The sequence below is a fragment of the Phycisphaerae bacterium genome (assembly GCA_024102815.1).
Lineage (GTDB): Bacteria > Planctomycetota > Phycisphaerae > UBA1845 > UBA1845 > JAGFJJ01.
The window spans coordinates 16,448-34,535 of record JAGFJJ010000022.1 but is presented as its reverse complement, the minus strand read 5'-3'; the positions used below and the strand labels follow the sequence as shown (position 1 = coordinate 34,535).

At 61.8% G+C, this 18,088-nt stretch carries 7 protein-coding genes; 2 read left to right on the top strand and 5 right to left on the bottom strand.

The genetic code is table 11. From position 1 onward, the window contains the following. Positions 1–51: 51 nt before the first annotated feature. The 4 genes from J5J06_06385 to J5J06_06370 form a co-directional block, all read right to left on the bottom strand. Positions 52–3,249, bottom strand: coding sequence for a tetratricopeptide repeat protein (locus tag J5J06_06385; protein ID MCO6436700.1), 3,198 nt, complete (start codon positions 3,247–3,249; stop codon positions 52–54). A 181-nt stretch (positions 3,250–3,430) separates the two neighbouring features. Then, entirely contained in the window at positions 3,431–6,919 is a 3,489-nt protein-coding gene (locus tag J5J06_06380) for a hypothetical protein (GenBank protein MCO6436699.1), read from the bottom strand. Between the two features lie 37 nt (positions 6,920–6,956). Beyond that, the gene (locus J5J06_06375; protein MCO6436698.1) at positions 6,957–7,346 is read right to left on the bottom strand and encodes a BlaI/MecI/CopY family transcriptional regulator; all 390 of its coding nucleotides are present in this window, start codon (positions 7,344–7,346) and stop codon (positions 6,957–6,959) included. Between the two features lie 285 nt (positions 7,347–7,631). Continuing rightward, positions 7,632–8,117 (bottom strand): acetolactate synthase, encoded by a 486-nt coding sequence (locus J5J06_06370; GenBank protein ID MCO6436697.1) that lies wholly within the window; start codon positions 8,115–8,117, stop codon positions 7,632–7,634. A gap of 289 nt (positions 8,118–8,406) precedes the next feature. Between J5J06_06370 and dnaK the strand changes: the two genes are divergently transcribed. Together dnaK and J5J06_06360 are read left to right on the top strand one after the other, a co-directional pair. Beyond that, the gene (gene dnaK / locus J5J06_06365) at positions 8,407–10,323 is read left to right on the top strand and encodes a molecular chaperone DnaK (protein ID MCO6436696.1); all 1,917 of its coding nucleotides are present in this window, start codon (positions 8,407–8,409) and stop codon (positions 10,321–10,323) included. Between the two features lie 311 nt (positions 10,324–10,634). Continuing rightward, the gene (locus tag J5J06_06360) at positions 10,635–12,272 is read left to right on the top strand and encodes a hypothetical protein (GenBank protein MCO6436695.1); all 1,638 of its coding nucleotides are present in this window, start codon (positions 10,635–10,637) and stop codon (positions 12,270–12,272) included. A gap of 363 nt (positions 12,273–12,635) precedes the next feature. Here J5J06_06360 and J5J06_06355 read toward each other — a convergent pair whose 3' ends face one another. Continuing rightward, positions 12,636–18,077: a hypothetical protein gene (locus tag J5J06_06355; GenBank protein MCO6436694.1), complete on the bottom strand. Its 5,442-nt coding sequence runs from the start codon at positions 18,075–18,077 to the stop codon at positions 12,636–12,638. Positions 18,078–18,088 lie beyond the last annotated feature (11 nt).

The following is an 18,088-nucleotide window of genomic DNA, read 5'->3' as shown; positions in this document are numbered from 1 at the left end:
CAAACGAGTGGTCCCTGGAATGCTCGCAGATTTGCCGGAATCCCATTCGAATCATCGGCCCGGCGGCGTGTCCTGCGGCTTGGCTTCCAAACGCTCGCGGGCCAGGTTGGACCATTTCGTGTCCGCGAACCGTTCCGTCACTGCCTGGAATTGCCCGCGGGCTTCCGCCGATCGCCCGAGCAGCTCAAAGCAACGTCCTGCTTCGTAAAGAGCCGCCGCGCTCCATTCCGCGTACGCATACAAGATGTCTACTTTGAGGAGCTCTTTGATGGCGTCCTCATATTTCTTCTGCGCGAATAGGCACTCGCCGACCTGGAATTGTGCCCGCGCGGACGTCGGCCCCTGGTGGTTCTGAATGACCGCCGAATAGGCCTTTATGGCGTCGTCGTAGCGCTGCTGGTTTTCTCGCGCCCAGCCCAGCCCGAACTGTGCCTGAAACTGCTGCGCATGGCCGGGGTGACGATCGAGAAACACCGAGAAACCCTGCTCCGCCGCGGCCCATCGCTGCAACGCAAGAAGACTCTCGGCCGCGCGCAGTTGACTCGTCGCGGCCAGCTCGTGATCGGGAAACTCGTCGACCACACGCCGCCATGCCCGTACCGCCTCTTCGTGGTTGTTGAGCTGCGCGGCGGAAGCACCCAGCAGATACAGAGCTGGAGCCAGCATGGCGCTTCTCGGGTAGCGACCAACGAATGTAGTGAGCTGCGATCGCGCCTCCTCGTGCCGGTCGAGCTCGTGGTCGCAAACGCCAAGGCGGTAGAGCACCTGCTCGCGCAGCCCGTCGTCGGCATTCCCCTTGATGCGCTGATCGAGTTCACCGAGCAGTTGCCGCGCGGAGGCGAATTCCTTGCGGTCCATGAGCATGGCGGCGAGGGCGAGCCGGGCGTGATTGGCCTGCGGACCGTCACCGTCCGTTGCCAGAAGCGCTCGATAGGTGCTCTCCGCCTCGTCCGTGCGGCCGGAACGCCGTAAGCACCACGCTTTCTCGTAGCGCAAGGCTCGTCGAGTTGCCGGGTCCAGTCGATCGGCGTGCTCCTTTTCGGTTTCACTGATCGCAGCGAGTGCTGCGTCGTATCGGTCGAGCCGCGATAACGCGATCGCTCGCCCGGCGGCTGCCGGCGCTGATTCCGCCTGAGTCTTCGTTTCCGTCAATACTTCGCTAAATAGAACCAGGGCGGGTTCGTACTGTCTCGCGGCCAGCAGAGCCTCACCCCGGCGGACCCGTGCCGCATTCGACTCCGCGGAACCGTCTTCAGTCAGCCGGCCGTACTCGTCGGCCGCACGAGCGTATTCCCCTTTCCGCATGGCAATCGAGGCCAGGTGCTTTCGAGCGAAGTTGCTGAACCTTCCCTCTTTGTCATTGCGGAGCGTTTGCTCCATCGCCTCGGCCGCCTCGTCGAGACGGTCCAGGGCCAACAGCATCTGCCCCCGCTCGAACATGACTTGTGTTCGGAGGGGACTCTCCGCAAACGTCGCCAGAAAGGACTCGTAGCAGGCGAGTGCCTCTTCCGTGCGACCTTGCCTTTGCAGCGACAGTCCGAGCTTGAACAGGGCGTCGTCGGCGGAGGGCACATCCATGCCATCCGCCAGGTACTGCCGCAGTCGCGACTCAGCCTGCTTCCACTCGCTGCGACAAACGTGTATGTCGCCCAGGGTCAGCTGGGCGGCACGATGCTCGCCGGTTTGTGCGGCACGATCGGCGACGGGCGTGAGTGCTTCCACCGCGTCGTCGAACCGCTCCAGACGATACAATGACATACCCAGGTGGTAGCGCCCCAGCCGGGTCGTTGTCTCGTCGGGTGAGGTCGCGAGCACCAGCTCGTACTGCTCCGCCGCCTTGGCGAATTCGCCCTGTTGATAGGCACATTCCGCCACCAGCATTCTTGCCCCTACGGCAAGGGCATGGTCGGCGTGCTTCTCGACAATTTCTTGTGCAGCCTCCTGGGCCGTCTTAATCTCACCCTGGCGGTAGGCCTGACCCGCCAGCAGATAGAGCATGTCGGGCTCGAGTTCGTGCCCCGCAAAAGCCTCACGAAAGCGCCTCCCCACCGCTGCGGCCGCGTCAGTATCGCCCGAGCGAGACAGCGCCACAGCCCGGTCGTACATCATTTGCGGTCGCAGGTCGGACGCGGGAAATCGATCCAACGCCTTTTCCAGCAGTCCGGCAGCGTCGGCGTACCGCTCCTGTCGCAAGCGACATTTCCCCAACCAGTAGGCCGCTTCATCTGCAGACTCACCGCCTGCATCCAGAGATCGCCCCCACAGCGCTACGGCGTCATCGTAGTCTCCGGCGTCGAAATAGAGCCGTGCTCGCACCATTCGCGCTGCGGGCGCAAGCGAAGACTCCGGGTTCGCGCTCAGCAGCCGGTCGAACAACTCAGCGGCTTCGTCGGTGTTGCCCTGGTCGGAGAGTATCGAGCCCAAGCCGAAGAGCGCTTCCGGCAGCAGGTCGTCTCGAGCCGACTCGATTACCCGGCGGTAGAGTGGCGTGGCCGAAGTCGCCTCACCAAGGCGCTGCAAGCAACTCGCTTCCAGCAATTCTGCCTGTGCGGCCAGTTCGCCTTCAGGGTTGCGTTGACGCAGCTCACTCAAGAGCCTTACCGCCTCTCGATCGCGATTCAATTGCGAAAGCGCTTGAGCGCCGAGAAGGTCGCAGCGATTGCGCAACGCGCTGCGGTTGTGGTCCCGCTGGACGATTGTGCAGAATCGGAGCACATCCTCCTTGCGATGTAATCGGTGCGATGCCTCGGCCGCGCCCAGCGCCGCGTCATCTGCAAGCTGGTGTTTGGGATGCTCCGTAAGTACGGTTTCATAGGCCTTGACCGCGCCAGCGAAATCGCCTGCGCGACTCCGGCATTGGCCCAACATGACCGCAACTTCAGCCGCGTACGGCAGGTCTTCAGCCTGTTTCAGCATCTCCAGTTCCGGCAACGCCGCCGAACAGCGATCGAGCCGAAACAGGCTCACGGCCAGACCATAGCGCGCCGTTATCGCTTTCTCATGCTCAGGCCATCGCGAGAGGAATCGCTGATACTCCTCGGCAGCGAGATCGAACAGCCCGCGGTTCAGCAAGCCGTTACCCGCGTAGTACGTGCGCAGCGCCTCGTCATCAGTGACCGGCGCGGTGCTGGATCGGGGCTGAGCCGCATCAGGTTCCTCCGCTCCAAGGACAACGCAGGAAAAAGTCGACGTAAACAGGCAAGCGAACCACGGCAAGGCGCAGTTGATCCCTGAGAGTCGATATCGCACGGTCGAATCCCTCCCTGTCTAGGCCGGCCTCGCGTGAATGGGAATTGCACAGGGTAGCGAAGATCGCTGGATGCTCCGCCGCGCTCGACGCGTCCAATGGGGCATCGCAGTTCGCTCGTCCGCCGCGCGCGGCGACTCCGGTCCCGCCGGCGTCACCGCGCGCGACACGAGACTTGTTGGCTCATTGCTTTTCCAGGGCCACCCGGGAATCGTTGGAGCAGGGTTGCGTGCACTCCTGTGGACAAGGCGTCACGCAACCATCTTTCTCCGATTGTCCTCTCAGCCGCTCGCACGGGGCACTCTTCATTTCCGCCGCGGCGTCTTCCAACGCTTCCGCGAATTCTGCAAGCCGCTCAGCCTGTGCCCCGACCTGTTCCGCTTGGGCGTAGATATCACTTGCCCGCTGACCGAGGGCCGAATAGTCGTCCATGTAGCCGGCGAACATCACGTTCAACTGCTCCAGCTCGCGGTCCAGCACGCCGCGCTCGGCGTCGTTGGGCGTTGCATCTGCCTTTTCGCGGAGTTCCTCGGCCTGTTCGTCGATCCGACCGGCGCGTTCTTCCACCTTGTCCGCTTCGCGCTCGAGCTGTTCAGCCTTCTTCTCAAGCTCGCGGGCCTTGCGTTCCAATGCCCGGGAACTCTCCATCAACGCCTGAACCTGAACCTCCAGCGCGGCACGCTGCTGGTCGCCGAATTGCGAATGCGCCGCGGCCGCCTGCTTGATGTGCTGAACCAGTTGATCGTGATCCCATTGTCCGGCGTTGGCCGCGATTGCTTTCCTCAACTGCTCGACCACTTCGGCGGCCTGCTGCGAGCCTGCCATGGTTTCCCGGGGCACAGCCTCCAACGCGGCCTGAATGTCCTTTTCAATTTCGGCCCGCCATTCCGGGGACGCCGCTATGCCGTAGGCGCGCGCAGCCCTTCGAGCTCCACGCGCCGCCTCGAGCTCCGCGCGACGAGCTTCCCGGCTCCGCTTAACCTGTTTCTCCTTTTCCTTCCGTTCAATCTTGGATTGCTCGAAGAACTCCTGGGCCTTCTTCATTTCGCCGGAAGTCTTACCGAGTCGCCGAATCGTGCCCACGTGCGGTGCGGGCTTGCCTTCAATAATCCCGACGAAATCCGCGAAGATGGACTGCTGAAGGTCGGTTCCCTGGAAGTGGATGGCTTCGTCGTCGGGGCGAATGAGCACGGGGACGTCGGGCCTCGCCATCAATTCGGTCAGGTCCTTCAGCTTTCCTTCGGACAGTTTGTAATCCTCCCAGCGGTTCTCGCCGGGATCGATCATCTGCACGAAGCTCTCGAAAACGTGCTGTACCGGCTCTGTCGCGATCACTGTGATTTCGTCCTTGCCCGGCCGAATCAGCACGGGAACATCGCTGCGGGACATGAGCTTGGTCAGCGCCTCGAGCTTTCCCTCGCTGAGCGCGTAGGTGCGCTCCACGGTTTTGCCCTCGTTACTCCAGAACGCGCTTCCCGCGTTGAATTGGAATCGGCCTGGTGCGTCGTGCGCCTTGGGTGGGGACGGAAACAGCGACCCGGCCTTCGGTGCGGCAGGAGCTTTGGGAACGCCCGGCACCGGCGGAACCTGTGGCGCAGGCGGTACCGCCGGGACGGGAGGAGCCGGCGCTACCCAGACACGGGATTTTCCCATGCCTTCTGACATCTTCTCCAACTGCTGGGTGAGCTTCTCCAAGCGCGCCTCCAGTTCGTCGAGACGATCCTCCAGCGCATTGGACGGCTCACCTGCCCGTGCCCGCGGCGCACGTGCGCGGCGGCGACCTTCGTCCCGCGCGTCAGCTACGACCACACCCTGCGCCGCCGCAACGGGTGCTGCCTCCCCGGAAATCGCCGCGGCGGCAAACGGGACGCTTCCCGTCCCCACCGAAGCGACCGGAGGAGCCGTTTCTTCGGCAACAAGGGGGGCCGGAGTAAGCAACCAGGCGCCGGCAGCCAGCGCGAGGGCCAGCATCACGCCGGGGATCGATGCCCCCGGCCTCTCTCTCTTGGTCATCACCATCGTCAGTCTCCTTGCAATGCGTCCGGCTCGCCCAGTGAATACACCCATTCCCGTCATGTAGACGGTTCGTTCCTTCGCACCCAAATATTGCCGGGTCTGGAGCAGGGCCTGGGCGTACGTTCGCCGCCCCTCGGGCATCAGCCATGTGACCCAAAGATCGCAGCTGGACTCCATCTCTTCGTGAAGCCGCCTGCGGATCCACCAGACCACCGGATGCCACCAGTAGAGACACCCGACAAACTGCTCAAACCACATGATCCAGTGGTCCCGCCGGTGCAGATGCGCAAGCTCATGGCACACCACCGCTCGACGGGCGACCGGGTCGTATTGATTCCAGAGTTCCACGGGGAGAATCAGCACCGGTCGGCGACCGACCCAGATCATGGGTGAAACCCGCGCGTCGACCAGAAGCACGCGCGGAATGCGACGCAATCCGAGCTTCTTACCGACACTCTGAACGAGGTCTTGAACGTCGGCCGGCGCAATCGTTCCCCTCCGCAGGCAACGGCGGAATTGCAATGTTGCCAGCGTTTTCCATGTCACCAGCAACATCAAACCGCCAACCCAGACGGGGAGCGGTATCGCGGGCAAGTGCGACACGTCGTGCCACAAACGGCCGACGGCATCAAACCACGGTTTGGTTTGGGACGACACGGCTTCACGAAGTGAGGATGCACCAACGCCCACAGCCCCTATTAACGCAGCCCACGCGGTACCGGCGAAACCGGTTGCTGCCGAGATGAACGATCCTTGCGACGCGGGTTCACTGACGAACTTCTCTTCTTCGCGTGGCGAGCCGTGGGCTTCAGCCTGCGAGGCCATGCGAGTGTCCATTGCACCCGTGGATTTCTCGGGAGCGGACTCACCCAGGACAGATGCCGCGATCGGCAATTCCGTTGAGGTCTCAACCGCCGGTTCGATCGGCGGAGGCAAGAGTTCCGCCTGGCTCTCTTCAATTGAGGATGATGAAAAAGGCGACCCGACGGACACGCTGGCCTGGGCGAGCGGTTCCGGGTTCGTCGCATCCGCCCGGGTCACCTCGTTTTTCGTTTCCCAATTCGAGTTGTTTTCGAGTTGCGTCTGCGGCGTCGATTGCGCTGCTACCCAGTTGTCGGGCACGGCCTTGTCGTCTTCGTCGATCCTCACCGGTACGGCGTCTTCGCCTGTTACGATACCGGCGATTTGCGGAATTCGTGCTGCGGGTGGCAGCGGCGACGTGACCCACGCCAGGACCGCCCCGATGGACTCCACCAATCCTCGCTCCAACTCGGGGACGAATGGGACCATTTCTATCCCCTCTTCCCCAACGGGCGGACCTGATTCAGACGACAATTCGTCGCCTTCCACATGACTTTGTGCAAGGGATTCGTGATATCTGGCGGCCGCAGCATCGCTTTCGACATCGAGCCGCAAGTCGAACGAATCGGCAGGCAGCGGTCGATTGCCGGGGCCCGTCCCCGCCTCCCATCGTGGCGGGGAGGGCAGAAATGGCCCGCATCCCAGCCACAGAATGACCACCAGCCAGAGAACGTAACGGGTGCCGGGGCGCCATGTGAGCGATCGCGAGAGAATCGCCACGATCATCGCCAGGGGCACGAGGAGAAGGGCGTTTCGCCACAGGACTTCCGCGATGGTCCCCACAACTTCGTTCACCGCTCGGACCCCCGGGTCGGTTGGTGCGTCGATTCCGTTACGCCTGCCCCTGATCCAGCTCGTCGATCAACCGATGAAGCTCGCCGATCTCCTTCGGCGTGAGCTTCTCTGATTTCACGAGTTGCAGGACCAGCGGACCGGCCTCCCCGTTGAACAACTGGTTGACCAGTGTGTTCAGCCGCGCTCGGGTGACCTGCTCGCGCGACACGCGTGGCCGGTACACGAATGCCAGTCCTGTCTTGTTGCTGGTAACAAACCGCTTGTTTTCGAGCCGAGTCAGCAGCGTCTGAACCGTCGTGTAAGCGGGACGGCGCTTGCGCTTTTGCAAGTGCATCAAAACGTCGCGGACCGTCCCGGGACCCTCATCCCACAAGACCTTGAGGATCTCCAGCTCCGCGTCTCCCAGCTCCAACGGTCGTGCTGCCATGTTCCGCCAATCCTCGCCCGCCGTCTCCTACAACTGTCGTAGGTAGCCTACTACAAATGTCGGAGGCATGCAACGCTTTTCTGGAGGATCGACAGGTTCCGACAAGGCGCCTGTCAGCCGTTCCAACTTCTGGTACACGCCCGGAATTCCCACGGGTGCGATGATGGCTTTTTCCGGCCGGCAGACCGTGCGCAATTGACGCAGGCGCGTCGTGCAGGAAAAGAAAGGAGTGCTTGAACGAGCCGCAAAACGCAGCAGTCTGCGGCACAAGGCGCTGGCCGTCGATCAATCCTCGAGGCGGGTATCGCGCAGATCGCCCTCGTCGAGCAGTGTGAACCGACGCTCGCGGAGGACGCGGACGCCCTGCTCGAGGTTGTCGCAGGCCACGGCAATGGCCGGAGACCCTTGGGGATGGGTGAGGAGCGGGTAGGTGTAGTGGATGTTCACCTCGCCGCCGAGCAGCGCCGCCCATGTTTCCAGCAAAGCCCTCTTGCCGTGCGGAAGTGACACGACCAGGAGCTCGGACTCGCAGGACGGAAATCCGGCTTTGCGGATCAGGTCACCGCCTGCATCGGGATCGTCCACGATAAAACGGCAAATGGCGCAATCAACCGAGTGGACGACGGACACGGCGAGAATACGCACGTCCGTCTGATCGAATAGGCGGGTCAGCCGCAGGAGCTGTCCAACCCTGTTTTCGATGAATACCGATTGCTGGCGCACGACGGGGAAGCCTTGGGCTTCGGCGGTCTCGAACGGCTCAATGCTCATGGCGTATGAGTTTATCGGTCCTGTGGCTCGGGGAAACCGACTTTCCCCCCGTTAAACATCGGCCGCCGGCCACCTCCGAACCAGCCTCGACGTGCCATTTTCGCATGATCCGAGCCTGTCACGATGGCAGTCGCCCTCCGCCGGAGGTTTGTGCGAATATTGTAATCTATTGATTTGCATATCTTTATGTGAATACCCCGGGCATCGCCCGCTGGCATGAGGCATGTAAACCCGATGATCAGGCGCAGGGAGCGCCGACCCCAAAGGCTCAATGGCCAGGAGGTAAATCATGTCAAAGATCATCGGAATCGACTTGGGAACCACGAACTCGGTGGTGGCCGTGGCCGAGGGCGAACAGGTCAAGGTCCTGACCAACGCCCAGGGCTCACGCCTCACGCCGTCCGTGGTAGCCTTCACGGAAAAAGGAGAGAGGCTGGTCGGACAGGTTGCCCGCCACCAGCAGGTGACGAACCCGCAGAACACCATTTTCTCAATCAAGCGCTTCATGGGGCGACGTCACAACGAGGTCACTCAGGAAGAGAAGATCGTCCCCTACAACGTTGTGGGCGGGCCTGACGAACTCGTTAAGGTGGAGGCACGAGGCAAGAATTACACTCCACCCGAAATCAGCGCCATGATTCTTCAGGATCTGAAAAAGACCGCCGAGGATTACCTCGGCCACAAAGTGGACCGGGCCGTCATAACGGTACCCGCCTATTTTAACGACTCGCAGCGCAAGGCGACCAAGGACGCCGGTGAGATCGCCGGTCTCAAGGTCGAGCGCATCATCAACGAGCCGACGGCAGCGGCGCTGGCCTACGGTCTCGACAAGAAGAAGGAACAGACCATTGCCGTATTCGACCTCGGCGGTGGTACGTTTGACATCTCCGTCCTGGAGATCGATCCGGAAATCGGCACGTTTGAGGTCAAGAGCACCAGCGGCGACGGCCATTTGGGCGGCGATGACTACGACGAGGAGCTCATCAACTTCCTCGCCGAGACCTTCCGCAAGCAGGAGGGCATCGACCTGCGTACCGATCCGATGGCCCTCCAGCGACTGAAGGAAGCGGCGGAAAAGGCAAAGTGCGAGCTTTCCACCGTGCTCGAGACCACCATCAATCTACCCTACATCACCGCGACGCAGAGCGGGCCCAAGCACTTGCAGGTGACCGTCACCCGGGCGCAGTTCGAGCAGATGACGCGGAAGCTCACCGAGCGCTGCCGCAAGCCGGTCCTGGACGTGCTGGCCGGCGCGAAGATGTCACCCAAGGACATTGACGAGGTCGTGCTCGTCGGCGGCTCGACGCGCATGCCCGCCGTCCAGGCCTTGGTCAAGGAGGTCTTCGGCAAAGAGCCCAACAAGAGCATCAATCCCGATGAGGTGGTCGCCGTAGGCGCGGCCATCCAGGGTGCGATCCTTTCCGGCGAAAAGGAAGACATCGTCCTGCTCGATGTCACGCCTTTGACGCTCGGTGTTGAGACGCTGGGCGGCGTCATGACCCAGCTGATCGAGGCCAACACCACGATCCCCACGTCGCGGTCGGAAGTCTTCTCCACGGCCGCCGATGGGCAGACCGAGGTCACGATTCACGTGCTTCAGGGCAACCGTCCCATGGCCGCCGATAACCGCACGCTCGGTCGATTCAATCTGACGGGCATCGCCGCGGCGCCGCGGGGCGTTCCGCAGATCGAGGTCACGTTCGACATCGATCGCAACGGCATTATCAACGTCTCCGCCAAGGACAAGGCCACCGGACGGGAGCAGTCGATTCGCATCGAAGGCAGTGGCGGCATGTCCAAGGAGGACATCGAGCGCATGAAGCGCGAAGCGGCCGAGCACGCCGAGGACGACAAGAAGAGGGCCGAGCTCATCAAGGCCCGCAACGACGCCGACAACGCCTGCTATCAAATCGAGCAGCAGCTACGCGAGCACGGGGACAAGGTCCCGGCCGAGGAACGCAGCAAGATCGAGTCTGCGATCAACAACGTCCGCGAAGTCATGAAGGGAGACGACGCCCAGGCCATCGGTCGGGCCCGCGACCAATTGCTCCAGGATGCCCAGGCGATCGGGCGGATCATCTACGAGCAGGCGGCCAAGGCTGGTGCTGCGCCTGCCGGCGGCGGGGAAGGCTCCGCCGGCGAGTCACCATCCGGCACGGACGACAACGTCATTGATGCCGAATTCGAGGTGAAGGACACCAAGTAGACCGGTCCTCACCTAATCCTGATTCAGCTCAAAGGACGGGTCCGGCGAAGTCGCCGGGCCCGTCTTCTCATGGACCCACGATCAAGCAAGCTCTGCTTTTCGAGGCAGCGGCCGATATCATCACGGAATCATTTGCCTTATCGCCGAAACTCCACGACAAATCGCGCAGCGGTGGATTTTTTTGTTATAGTCCAGCAAACGGAGCGTTCGGGCGCTGCGACGGATCAGAAATCGGACATCTGAGAAATCAACTGGAAAGGAAGGGCGTTGTGCATTCCAAGGGAATCGCTGTTTGCACCGGTACATTGCTTATGATTTTGCCGAACTCGGGGTGTGCGCCGAGCGGACCCCCCAGCCCGTCATCCACCGCCATGTTCACTCCCGGTTCCGGAGATTCCCTTGGTACATTCAGTTATGACGGAGGCAGCTTCGAGCTTCAAAGCGATGCCGAAGGTAAACTCGCGGCAATCACCTCCGAAGACGTCGGGAGCTTCAGTATTGATGAAAACGGTAATCTGAGCCGCATCATGTCCCTGGATGGCGGCGTTTTCGTCATTACACGGACCGATGCCGAGACGTTGTCGATTGATGTGGACGATCCGGAACTCGGCATGCTCATCGTTTCGGTGTCACTTACCCAATATCCGGCGCTCCGCACCGCACGCAGCGTGGTGAATGGACTGCAAACTCTCACCGTCCACTCGGCGGCGACTACACCCAAGACCAGCCCGACGGCGCGCGAACTGGATGATTTCGGCGAGCTCGACTTGTCAACGTTCTGCCAAATTACCAACGGCTGTGCCCTGGCAGAACTCTACGCGACGTTGTTTCTCGACGATGTCGTCGACATGATTCAATCGGACTTGGTTATCGTGCCCAGAAGCATCATTCAGGGCCAGGTGGATGATGCCTTGAAGGCGCAGCGCGAATTCTGCCAGGAGTGGAATGGGATCGTACAGGAATTGGACGACAACCCCTGCACCTCGTCCGACGATCCGGAGCCCGAAACACCGGAAGACTGTTCTCCCAACGGCGCATGCAACGTCAATTGTCCGGATACGGAACCGGACCCCGATTGTAGCAATGCGGAGATCTGCGCGGCCAAGGGATTCTGCTGCGTCGGAGATCAGGTCTGCGACATCCAGCGGTGCAATGAGTTGGATGCGGACTGCACCAATTTTGATTTCTGCGATCGGCTTGCCACTTGCTGCGATGATGACGATCGGTGTGACACAACGGTCAACGGGCACGGCTGTCCGGAATCCGACGACGACTGCGCCTATTGCGGCAACCTCGACGACGTTTGCATTCTGAACTGCTCTCCGAGCGATCCCGATTGCGAGGGCTCCGACACCTGTCCCCGCGATGATTTCTGCGAGGTCGACTGTGCGGGCGCGGATCCGGACTGCGCCCTCTGCGGCGCCGACGAATCATCCACCTGCATCAATGACTGCGATCCTCCGGACCCGGATTGCACGGTTGTGACGAACATCACCGCCGAAGGCTCAGTCTCGAGTTCGTCCGTCTACCAGGACCGGGACGATTTCCAGACATATTTGGCGGTCGATGGCTCGACGGGGACGAACTGGTTCTCGGACGGCCGCGGTGGCGGCGGGCCGGGGCCTGAAGCGGAGGTGTTCACGTGGGTGTTCAACGAGGTGCGCAACACGAGCATTACGCGAATTGAGACCGACCCCGACACCTTTGAAGGCGGGGGGAAATTCGGATTCGCCAGCGTGCAGGTTCTTGTGCAGGATCTCGCCGGCGAAACGGTCTACGACAGCGGGGTTCTCAGCATGTCGGCCTTCCGCGTTGACTTGAACCTTGCCCTTCCCGAGGGCGTGGAAGGCCGTACGATCATTCTGACGTTGATCGTACACCAGGATAATTCCTGCGGCGGTTTTTCCGAGTTTCGCGTATTCGGCCTCCGCGACGTCGGCGAGCTCTGAGCCGTGCCGAGCCTCGGAAGGGCGGGTTGAGCGAGGAGTTCCTCGCGTTGCGGGGTCCGGGCGGGCGGTCTTTCGTGCGCATATGGCTCGCGAAGCGAGGCGGCAGGCGATTCGAGTTTCACGTCAGCCCATTCCGCGATGGCGACTACGAAGCCGGCGGGTTGCCCGACTCAAAAGCCGTTTGTGCCCAAACGAATCGGGATCGTCCGCCGGGTTTTCCCTTGCAGGCCCCGGGGCACATGAAACAGAAACCTACGCGCCCCGACCCGAGCTGCGACCTGCGGTTCTCCAACGAAACGGGTCCGGCAAGCGTGCCGGACCCGTTCTTGTTGAAGGTCTTGCGAGGCCGCGCCGGCCTTCGCGTCAATTGACAATCGTAATCGTGTAATTGACCACGATCTGACAACTGCCCGTTCCCACGGTGACGTTCTTTGTCGCCGGCAGCGAGGCGAAGCTCACTGTTTCCGACAGAGTGCCGATGGTGTTCCCGAACTGCGTGGTGCAGTCGAGACTGTCGATGTCAATAAGACTGTTGCTTTCCAGAACGAAGGACTCGCCGTCTTTGAGCACGAAGTTTCCGCTGCCAACGCCGACGGTGAAACTCTCGCCCGGGCACGCCGAGGCATCGCCTTCGCTCATGCAGCAGTTGCTGACTCCGCAGGCGCCCTTCTCCGCCTCACAGTCGAAAGTCCTGAAAGTGACCGTGGAACCATCGGGTTCTTCGATCGTGAAGACTCCCTTGAGTTCCAGACCTTCGAGCGACGTATCGTCGCAGTCATCGACCACATCAATGTCAACGAGCGTGACATTGATCCGCTTGTCCTTGCGGAGCGGGTCGAGCATGGCTGTGAGTTCCGCGCCGTCCTGCCGGCCGTCATCATCGGTATCGGGGTCGTTCGGGTCGGTCATGGCGGTTCGTTCGGCGGAGTCGTTCAGCCCGTCGCCGTCCATGTCGGCGTTGAGCGGATCGGACATCACCGCCACCGGTGAGCCTCCATAAACCGTTACGTTCCAACTGGAGTTGACTTCGGTATCGTCATTCAACCCGTCACCGTCGGTATCGGTGCGTGCCGGGTGCGTCCGCGCGAGGAGGCTGACCGGCGGCGCGACGTAATTGCAGTTCGGGGCATCGTTGCACTTGGTCAGAGCCGTGTCGAGTACCACCGGATCGTACAGCGGATTTCCGTTGGAAATCGGGTTGCTAGAGTCAAACTCCAGATAGTCGAGAATCGAATCCATGTCCGAGTTGGACTTCGTAGGATCGAAGCCCAGCGCGCACTCGATCACGTCCGGAATGCCGTCGCGGTCGGTATCGGGCAGGTTCTTGTCCGATCCGCAGAGGTCCTCCTCGTCGTCGAAGAGACCGTCCGAATCGGTATCGGTGACCTTACCGGCGTCGGGGCTGTTGGGATTAATCCCCAGGATGACTTCACGGCCGTCATTGACGCCGTCGAGATCGGTGTCCGTCTTGACCGGATCGGTTCCGAACAGGCCCTTGTGTGCGACGCGAATGAAGTCGTCGCTGTTTATGGCGGGGTTGGTGTCCAGCGTGCCGTTGAGGCCGGCACTGATGCAGACCTTGCCGATGGTGCTTTTGGTCGGGGGGCTCGATGCCATGCTGAACTCGACGACGTCGTCGCCGGAGGCCGTCGTGGTCTGGCAGATGCCGTCCGGGCCGGGATCGATCTTCGGCGTCGCAACAACCTGGTCGTCCATGGAAGGCGTCGTCTCGATCACGCCGTTGGGTCCCGGGCCGATGCACAGCTTTGAACCGGTGCCGTTCTGGGTTACGACGACGTCATCGCCGGAAGCGGTCGTCGTATCGCAAGTGCCGTTCGTTCCCGCGCTGATGGCCCAGTCGCTGTAAGGCGCGACGGTGAGTACAACGGGGGGGGTGCTCGGACCCGCATCGGGGTTGAACAACTCGATGGTGTACGTGTCGAGCAGCTCGGACGTGTCCGACCGGCCGTCCTCGTCCGTGTCGGAACGGTTGGGGTCGGTACCGGCGGTTTTCTCATCATTGTCCATTAACCCGTCGAGATCGGAGTCGGGTCGGGCCGGACTGGGGAACGTCTTGTAGGGCAGCCCGGGAACCTTGGACACCAACCAGCCTTCTCTAACTTCCGAGAAGTCGGAAAGCGTGTCGCCGTCGGTATCCACCAGGGTGTCGTCGCTGCCGTAGAGGTATTCCTCGCGGAGGTAAAGGCCGTCGTTGTCCTCATCGCTCGTGTACATGATCAGGAACGTATCCCGGGCTTTCAGCGGAATCGAGCGGAAGTCGGAGTTCTCGTCGAGATCCGTGTTGGAACTGACGGCCGTCCAGAATTTCTTGCCATCCATGGTGTTCGCCACGTCGCGAACACGAACGAGCGCTTCCACCGTGACCGTGCCCCCGCCCTGAAGCATGCGCATATCGGGTCTGGTCGCGTATGTATTCATGTCCGTGGAAGCGACCGTGTCATGCGTCAGACCGGCGATTTCCAGCGCCCTTTCCATGGTGATGCCCACCTGGCGAGCATCGGGGCCGTAGACGCTCGCCGTCGCGACGCGATAGAGCTCCACCCGGCCATCCCCGAAATCGATGGTGATCGCCGCGGTCCGGTCGATCACTTCCTGCGTCGTAAAGACGAGGTTGCGACCAAACTCGTCGAGCACATCGTAGTTGACCACCTTGAAGATGAGACCGGTGGGCTCGCGCATGAGGTCGTCGACGCGGTTGGGGAATATGCTCGTGTTTTCAAAGATAATCGGCCCGCGATTCTGCTCCAGCGGAGAAATGTTGTAGACCGGCTGGCCCAGCGGGTCATCCGCGCCTGTGGGACGCAATGTGGCGATGGGCAGGAAGGTCAGTCCGGTCACGCGATCCTGCTGGAGCATGGAGAGCTCGATGTTCGTGATGGTGAAGGAGATGTCGCTCCTGTTGGAGATATTGACCGTTGCCTGGACGATGGCCGAGTCGATGTTTCGCGTGACCGAGCGGCTTTCGCTGAATTCCAGCGCGTTGGTCACGGACTCCTGGTACTCCTGTTGCGACGTGGCGGATGATTGGCGGTCAGTCGTCGTACTGTAGCCGGCCGCCTGCGATTGCCCGAAGCTCACTTCGCCCGAGATCTTGAAGCCCGCCGTGCCGCCTTCCGCGCCGATCTTCTGACCGAAGGTATTCTCGGATTGCGTGGAGTTCGTTTCGCTGGTGCCCAGGGACGTTGTCTGGCTTTGCGTAAACGTCGAGGAGTTGGTCGTGGAGAGAGAATTCGTCGTGCCCTCCTCGTCCGTGAAGCTCGACGTCACATTGAGTTCCAACGCGAAATCGGACACGCTGACCTGCGGCAGAGGCAGGTCGGCGATCAGTGGATTCCGATTCCGCTCGATGAGCTCCTCGGCGTCGTCCATCTGGTCGCCGTCGGTGTCCGCGAGAATCGGCGATGTCTCGAAGATCACGTCGAGACCGTCGATGAAGGAGTCCCCGTCGGTGTCCTGGTTCCAAGGATCGCTGTACCAGAGGTTGAGTTCATCATAGTCGCTGAGCAGATCGCCGTCCGTGTCGGCATTTCGCGGGTTACATCCGTAGACCCGCTCGTCCAGGTCCAGTACGCCGTCCCCGTCGGAATCCTTGGCCTGCGGATTGCTCGTGACGTGCGTCGAAATCTGGTCACCCGTTGCCGTTACCACCGTGATCACCCAGCCGCTTTGTTCGGCCTGATCCGAAAGGCCGTCGCCGTCGCTGTCGAGCGCCGCGCAGGCATCGACGCATTTGTCTTCGCAGTCGGCTTCCGAAGCGTTGCAGGGCGGGTCGTTGTCACAGTCGGCATCCGTCAGGCAGCGCCCCGCGCCATCGAGGCCCGGCGCCCCATTCGAGCAGACCGGGCAGGTCGTGGGCGACCCCAGGAACGTCACGCTGGTCGGATCGACCAGCAACTCGGCCGGGGCGAGTTGGTTACCCTGAAGATCCTGCACGTTGACTACGGTCAAGCGATAGAGCACGTCCGACTGAGGAAGCGTCGTGAGTCGCACGGCCGTCCGCGATCCCTGCATGTGGAACTGCGCTCCGACAACCTCCAGCACGCCACCGGGAGGATTATTCCCTTCGCGGGCGATCGCATAGTGCTCAGCTTGCACCGCGCTGTCACCCATTGGCTTGCTGAACGTCACAACCACGGCGTCATTGGTGATCGAAATGGCTCCGACGACGCGCGGCTTCTCATCGCCCTCGAAGACGGTATTACCCGGAAACGTGAAATTGACGGTGTTGCCCGAAACGAGCGCCTGCGTGCCGACGAGGTTACCCGCCAGGTCGCGCACGTTCGAGACGGTGAGCGTGTACTGCTGGCCAGCGGTCATGGGCAGCGTGGTCAGCACAATCTGCGTGTCGTAGCGGGTCAGTTCAGCGCCGAGCACCGTGAGCGCCGGGCTGATCGAAAAATTGACGGGGTCGGCCGACTCCTGCCGGAGCGGTTCACTGAAGGATACCAGGACGGTGTTGTTGCTCGTCGTCACGGCACCGAGCACGATCGGGCCGGCCTGATCCACCGGCGGGATGCCGAAGAACAGCGCCGATGACGCCGCCGGGCTCAGCCGGCGCGAAGAAGCGATGCACATCGAGGAAACCGAGATTCCCGAGTTTGTTTCCCTGATCTTGACAGCGTCCACAAGTAGCCCCGCCGGAAGCGTGGACAGATCGCCGAAGTATACGGTTCCGTTGGCGGCCCCGGCCGCGGTGAACGCCGTGACAATATCCGATTCGGGAACGACGTAGTCGAAAGCCGCCGATGCCGTGCTGGATACGAAAATCACCGGATCGTCCGTGAAGAAGGACAGGTCGATAAAGCCCAGCGTTAACGCCTCATGCTGAACCGGCGCATCGAACTGAATAATCAACTCTTCGTCGCGCTCTGTTCCGGTTCCGGCGATATTCGGAATGCCGCCACAACTCGTGCTGACGACGCCCGCGGCCACGGTCGACAGATACACATGGCCCGTCTGCCCGGTGGCGTCCGGGTTGGTGGGACTGTTTGCGTCGATCTGCGTGCGTGCCGTCAGAACAAACGGTCCGCCGATGCCCGCGTCGTCCGTTGGGCGGATTTGCGAGGCGCAGCGATTGCCCGGATCGCGGAAGGGGAAGCTGTCACCCAGGCAGCTCGTGCTGGCGCGGTACGCCGCGTCCACATTGGAAACAAAGACCATGTACTCGCGGTTTTCCTGAGGAGTCGTCGTAAGCAGAACCGTCGTGCCGCCAGGGCCGAGATCGGCGCTGGTTACCGTGATATCGATGTCCGGTTCCCCGTCGGGATCAGCGATTCGATAGAATGCCGCCACTTCCGCTGTGACCGGATTCATGGCCTCGCTGAAGGTCAGCAGCACGGTCGTGCTGGAAAGGGATACGGCGCTGAGAAGCTGGGGCTCGTCCGTCAACGAGCCGGCGAACAGAACTCCACCGCTGTCGGCGGCTGCGTCGACGGCATCGACCGAGCGGTCCGCGGAAACCATCGACAAGCGATAGAGCACCGCGTCCTGCGGGTCGGTGACCAGGATGACGGAGCGACCGTCGGGCGCCACTTCGGTCTTTGCCACGCGCAGGCTGGCCGATCCATCGCCCGTTTGAATTCGGAAACGCTCGGGCGACATCGCCGACGGATCGGCGTCGTCGCTCAACGACACCGAGACGTAATGCCGGCTGAGGGCCTTGGCCGTCTCGATGCGCCCCAGCGACCGTTGTGCGACGCTGTCTCCGGCTCCGATCTGGTTGTTGCAGCTTGAAATTGCCGGCAGCAGGATTGCCGTCAGCACCATGGTAACGATTGTCTTCACGAACTTCATCT

Bases quoted from the DNA above. Each gene is read 5' to 3' on its own strand.
- J5J06_06375 (MCO6436698.1), bottom strand. From the start codon at position 7,346: ATGGCAGCACGACCGTTGGAGCTGGGAGACGCGGAGCTGGAGATCCTC.
- J5J06_06370 (MCO6436697.1), bottom strand. From the start codon at position 8,117: ATGAGCATTGAGCCGTTCGAGACCGCCGAAGCCCAAGGCTTCCCCGTC.
- dnaK (MCO6436696.1), top strand. From the start codon at position 8,407: ATGTCAAAGATCATCGGAATCGACTTGGGAACCACGAACTCGGTGGTG.
- J5J06_06360 (MCO6436695.1), top strand. From the start codon at position 10,635: ATGATTTTGCCGAACTCGGGGTGTGCGCCGAGCGGACCCCCCAGCCCG.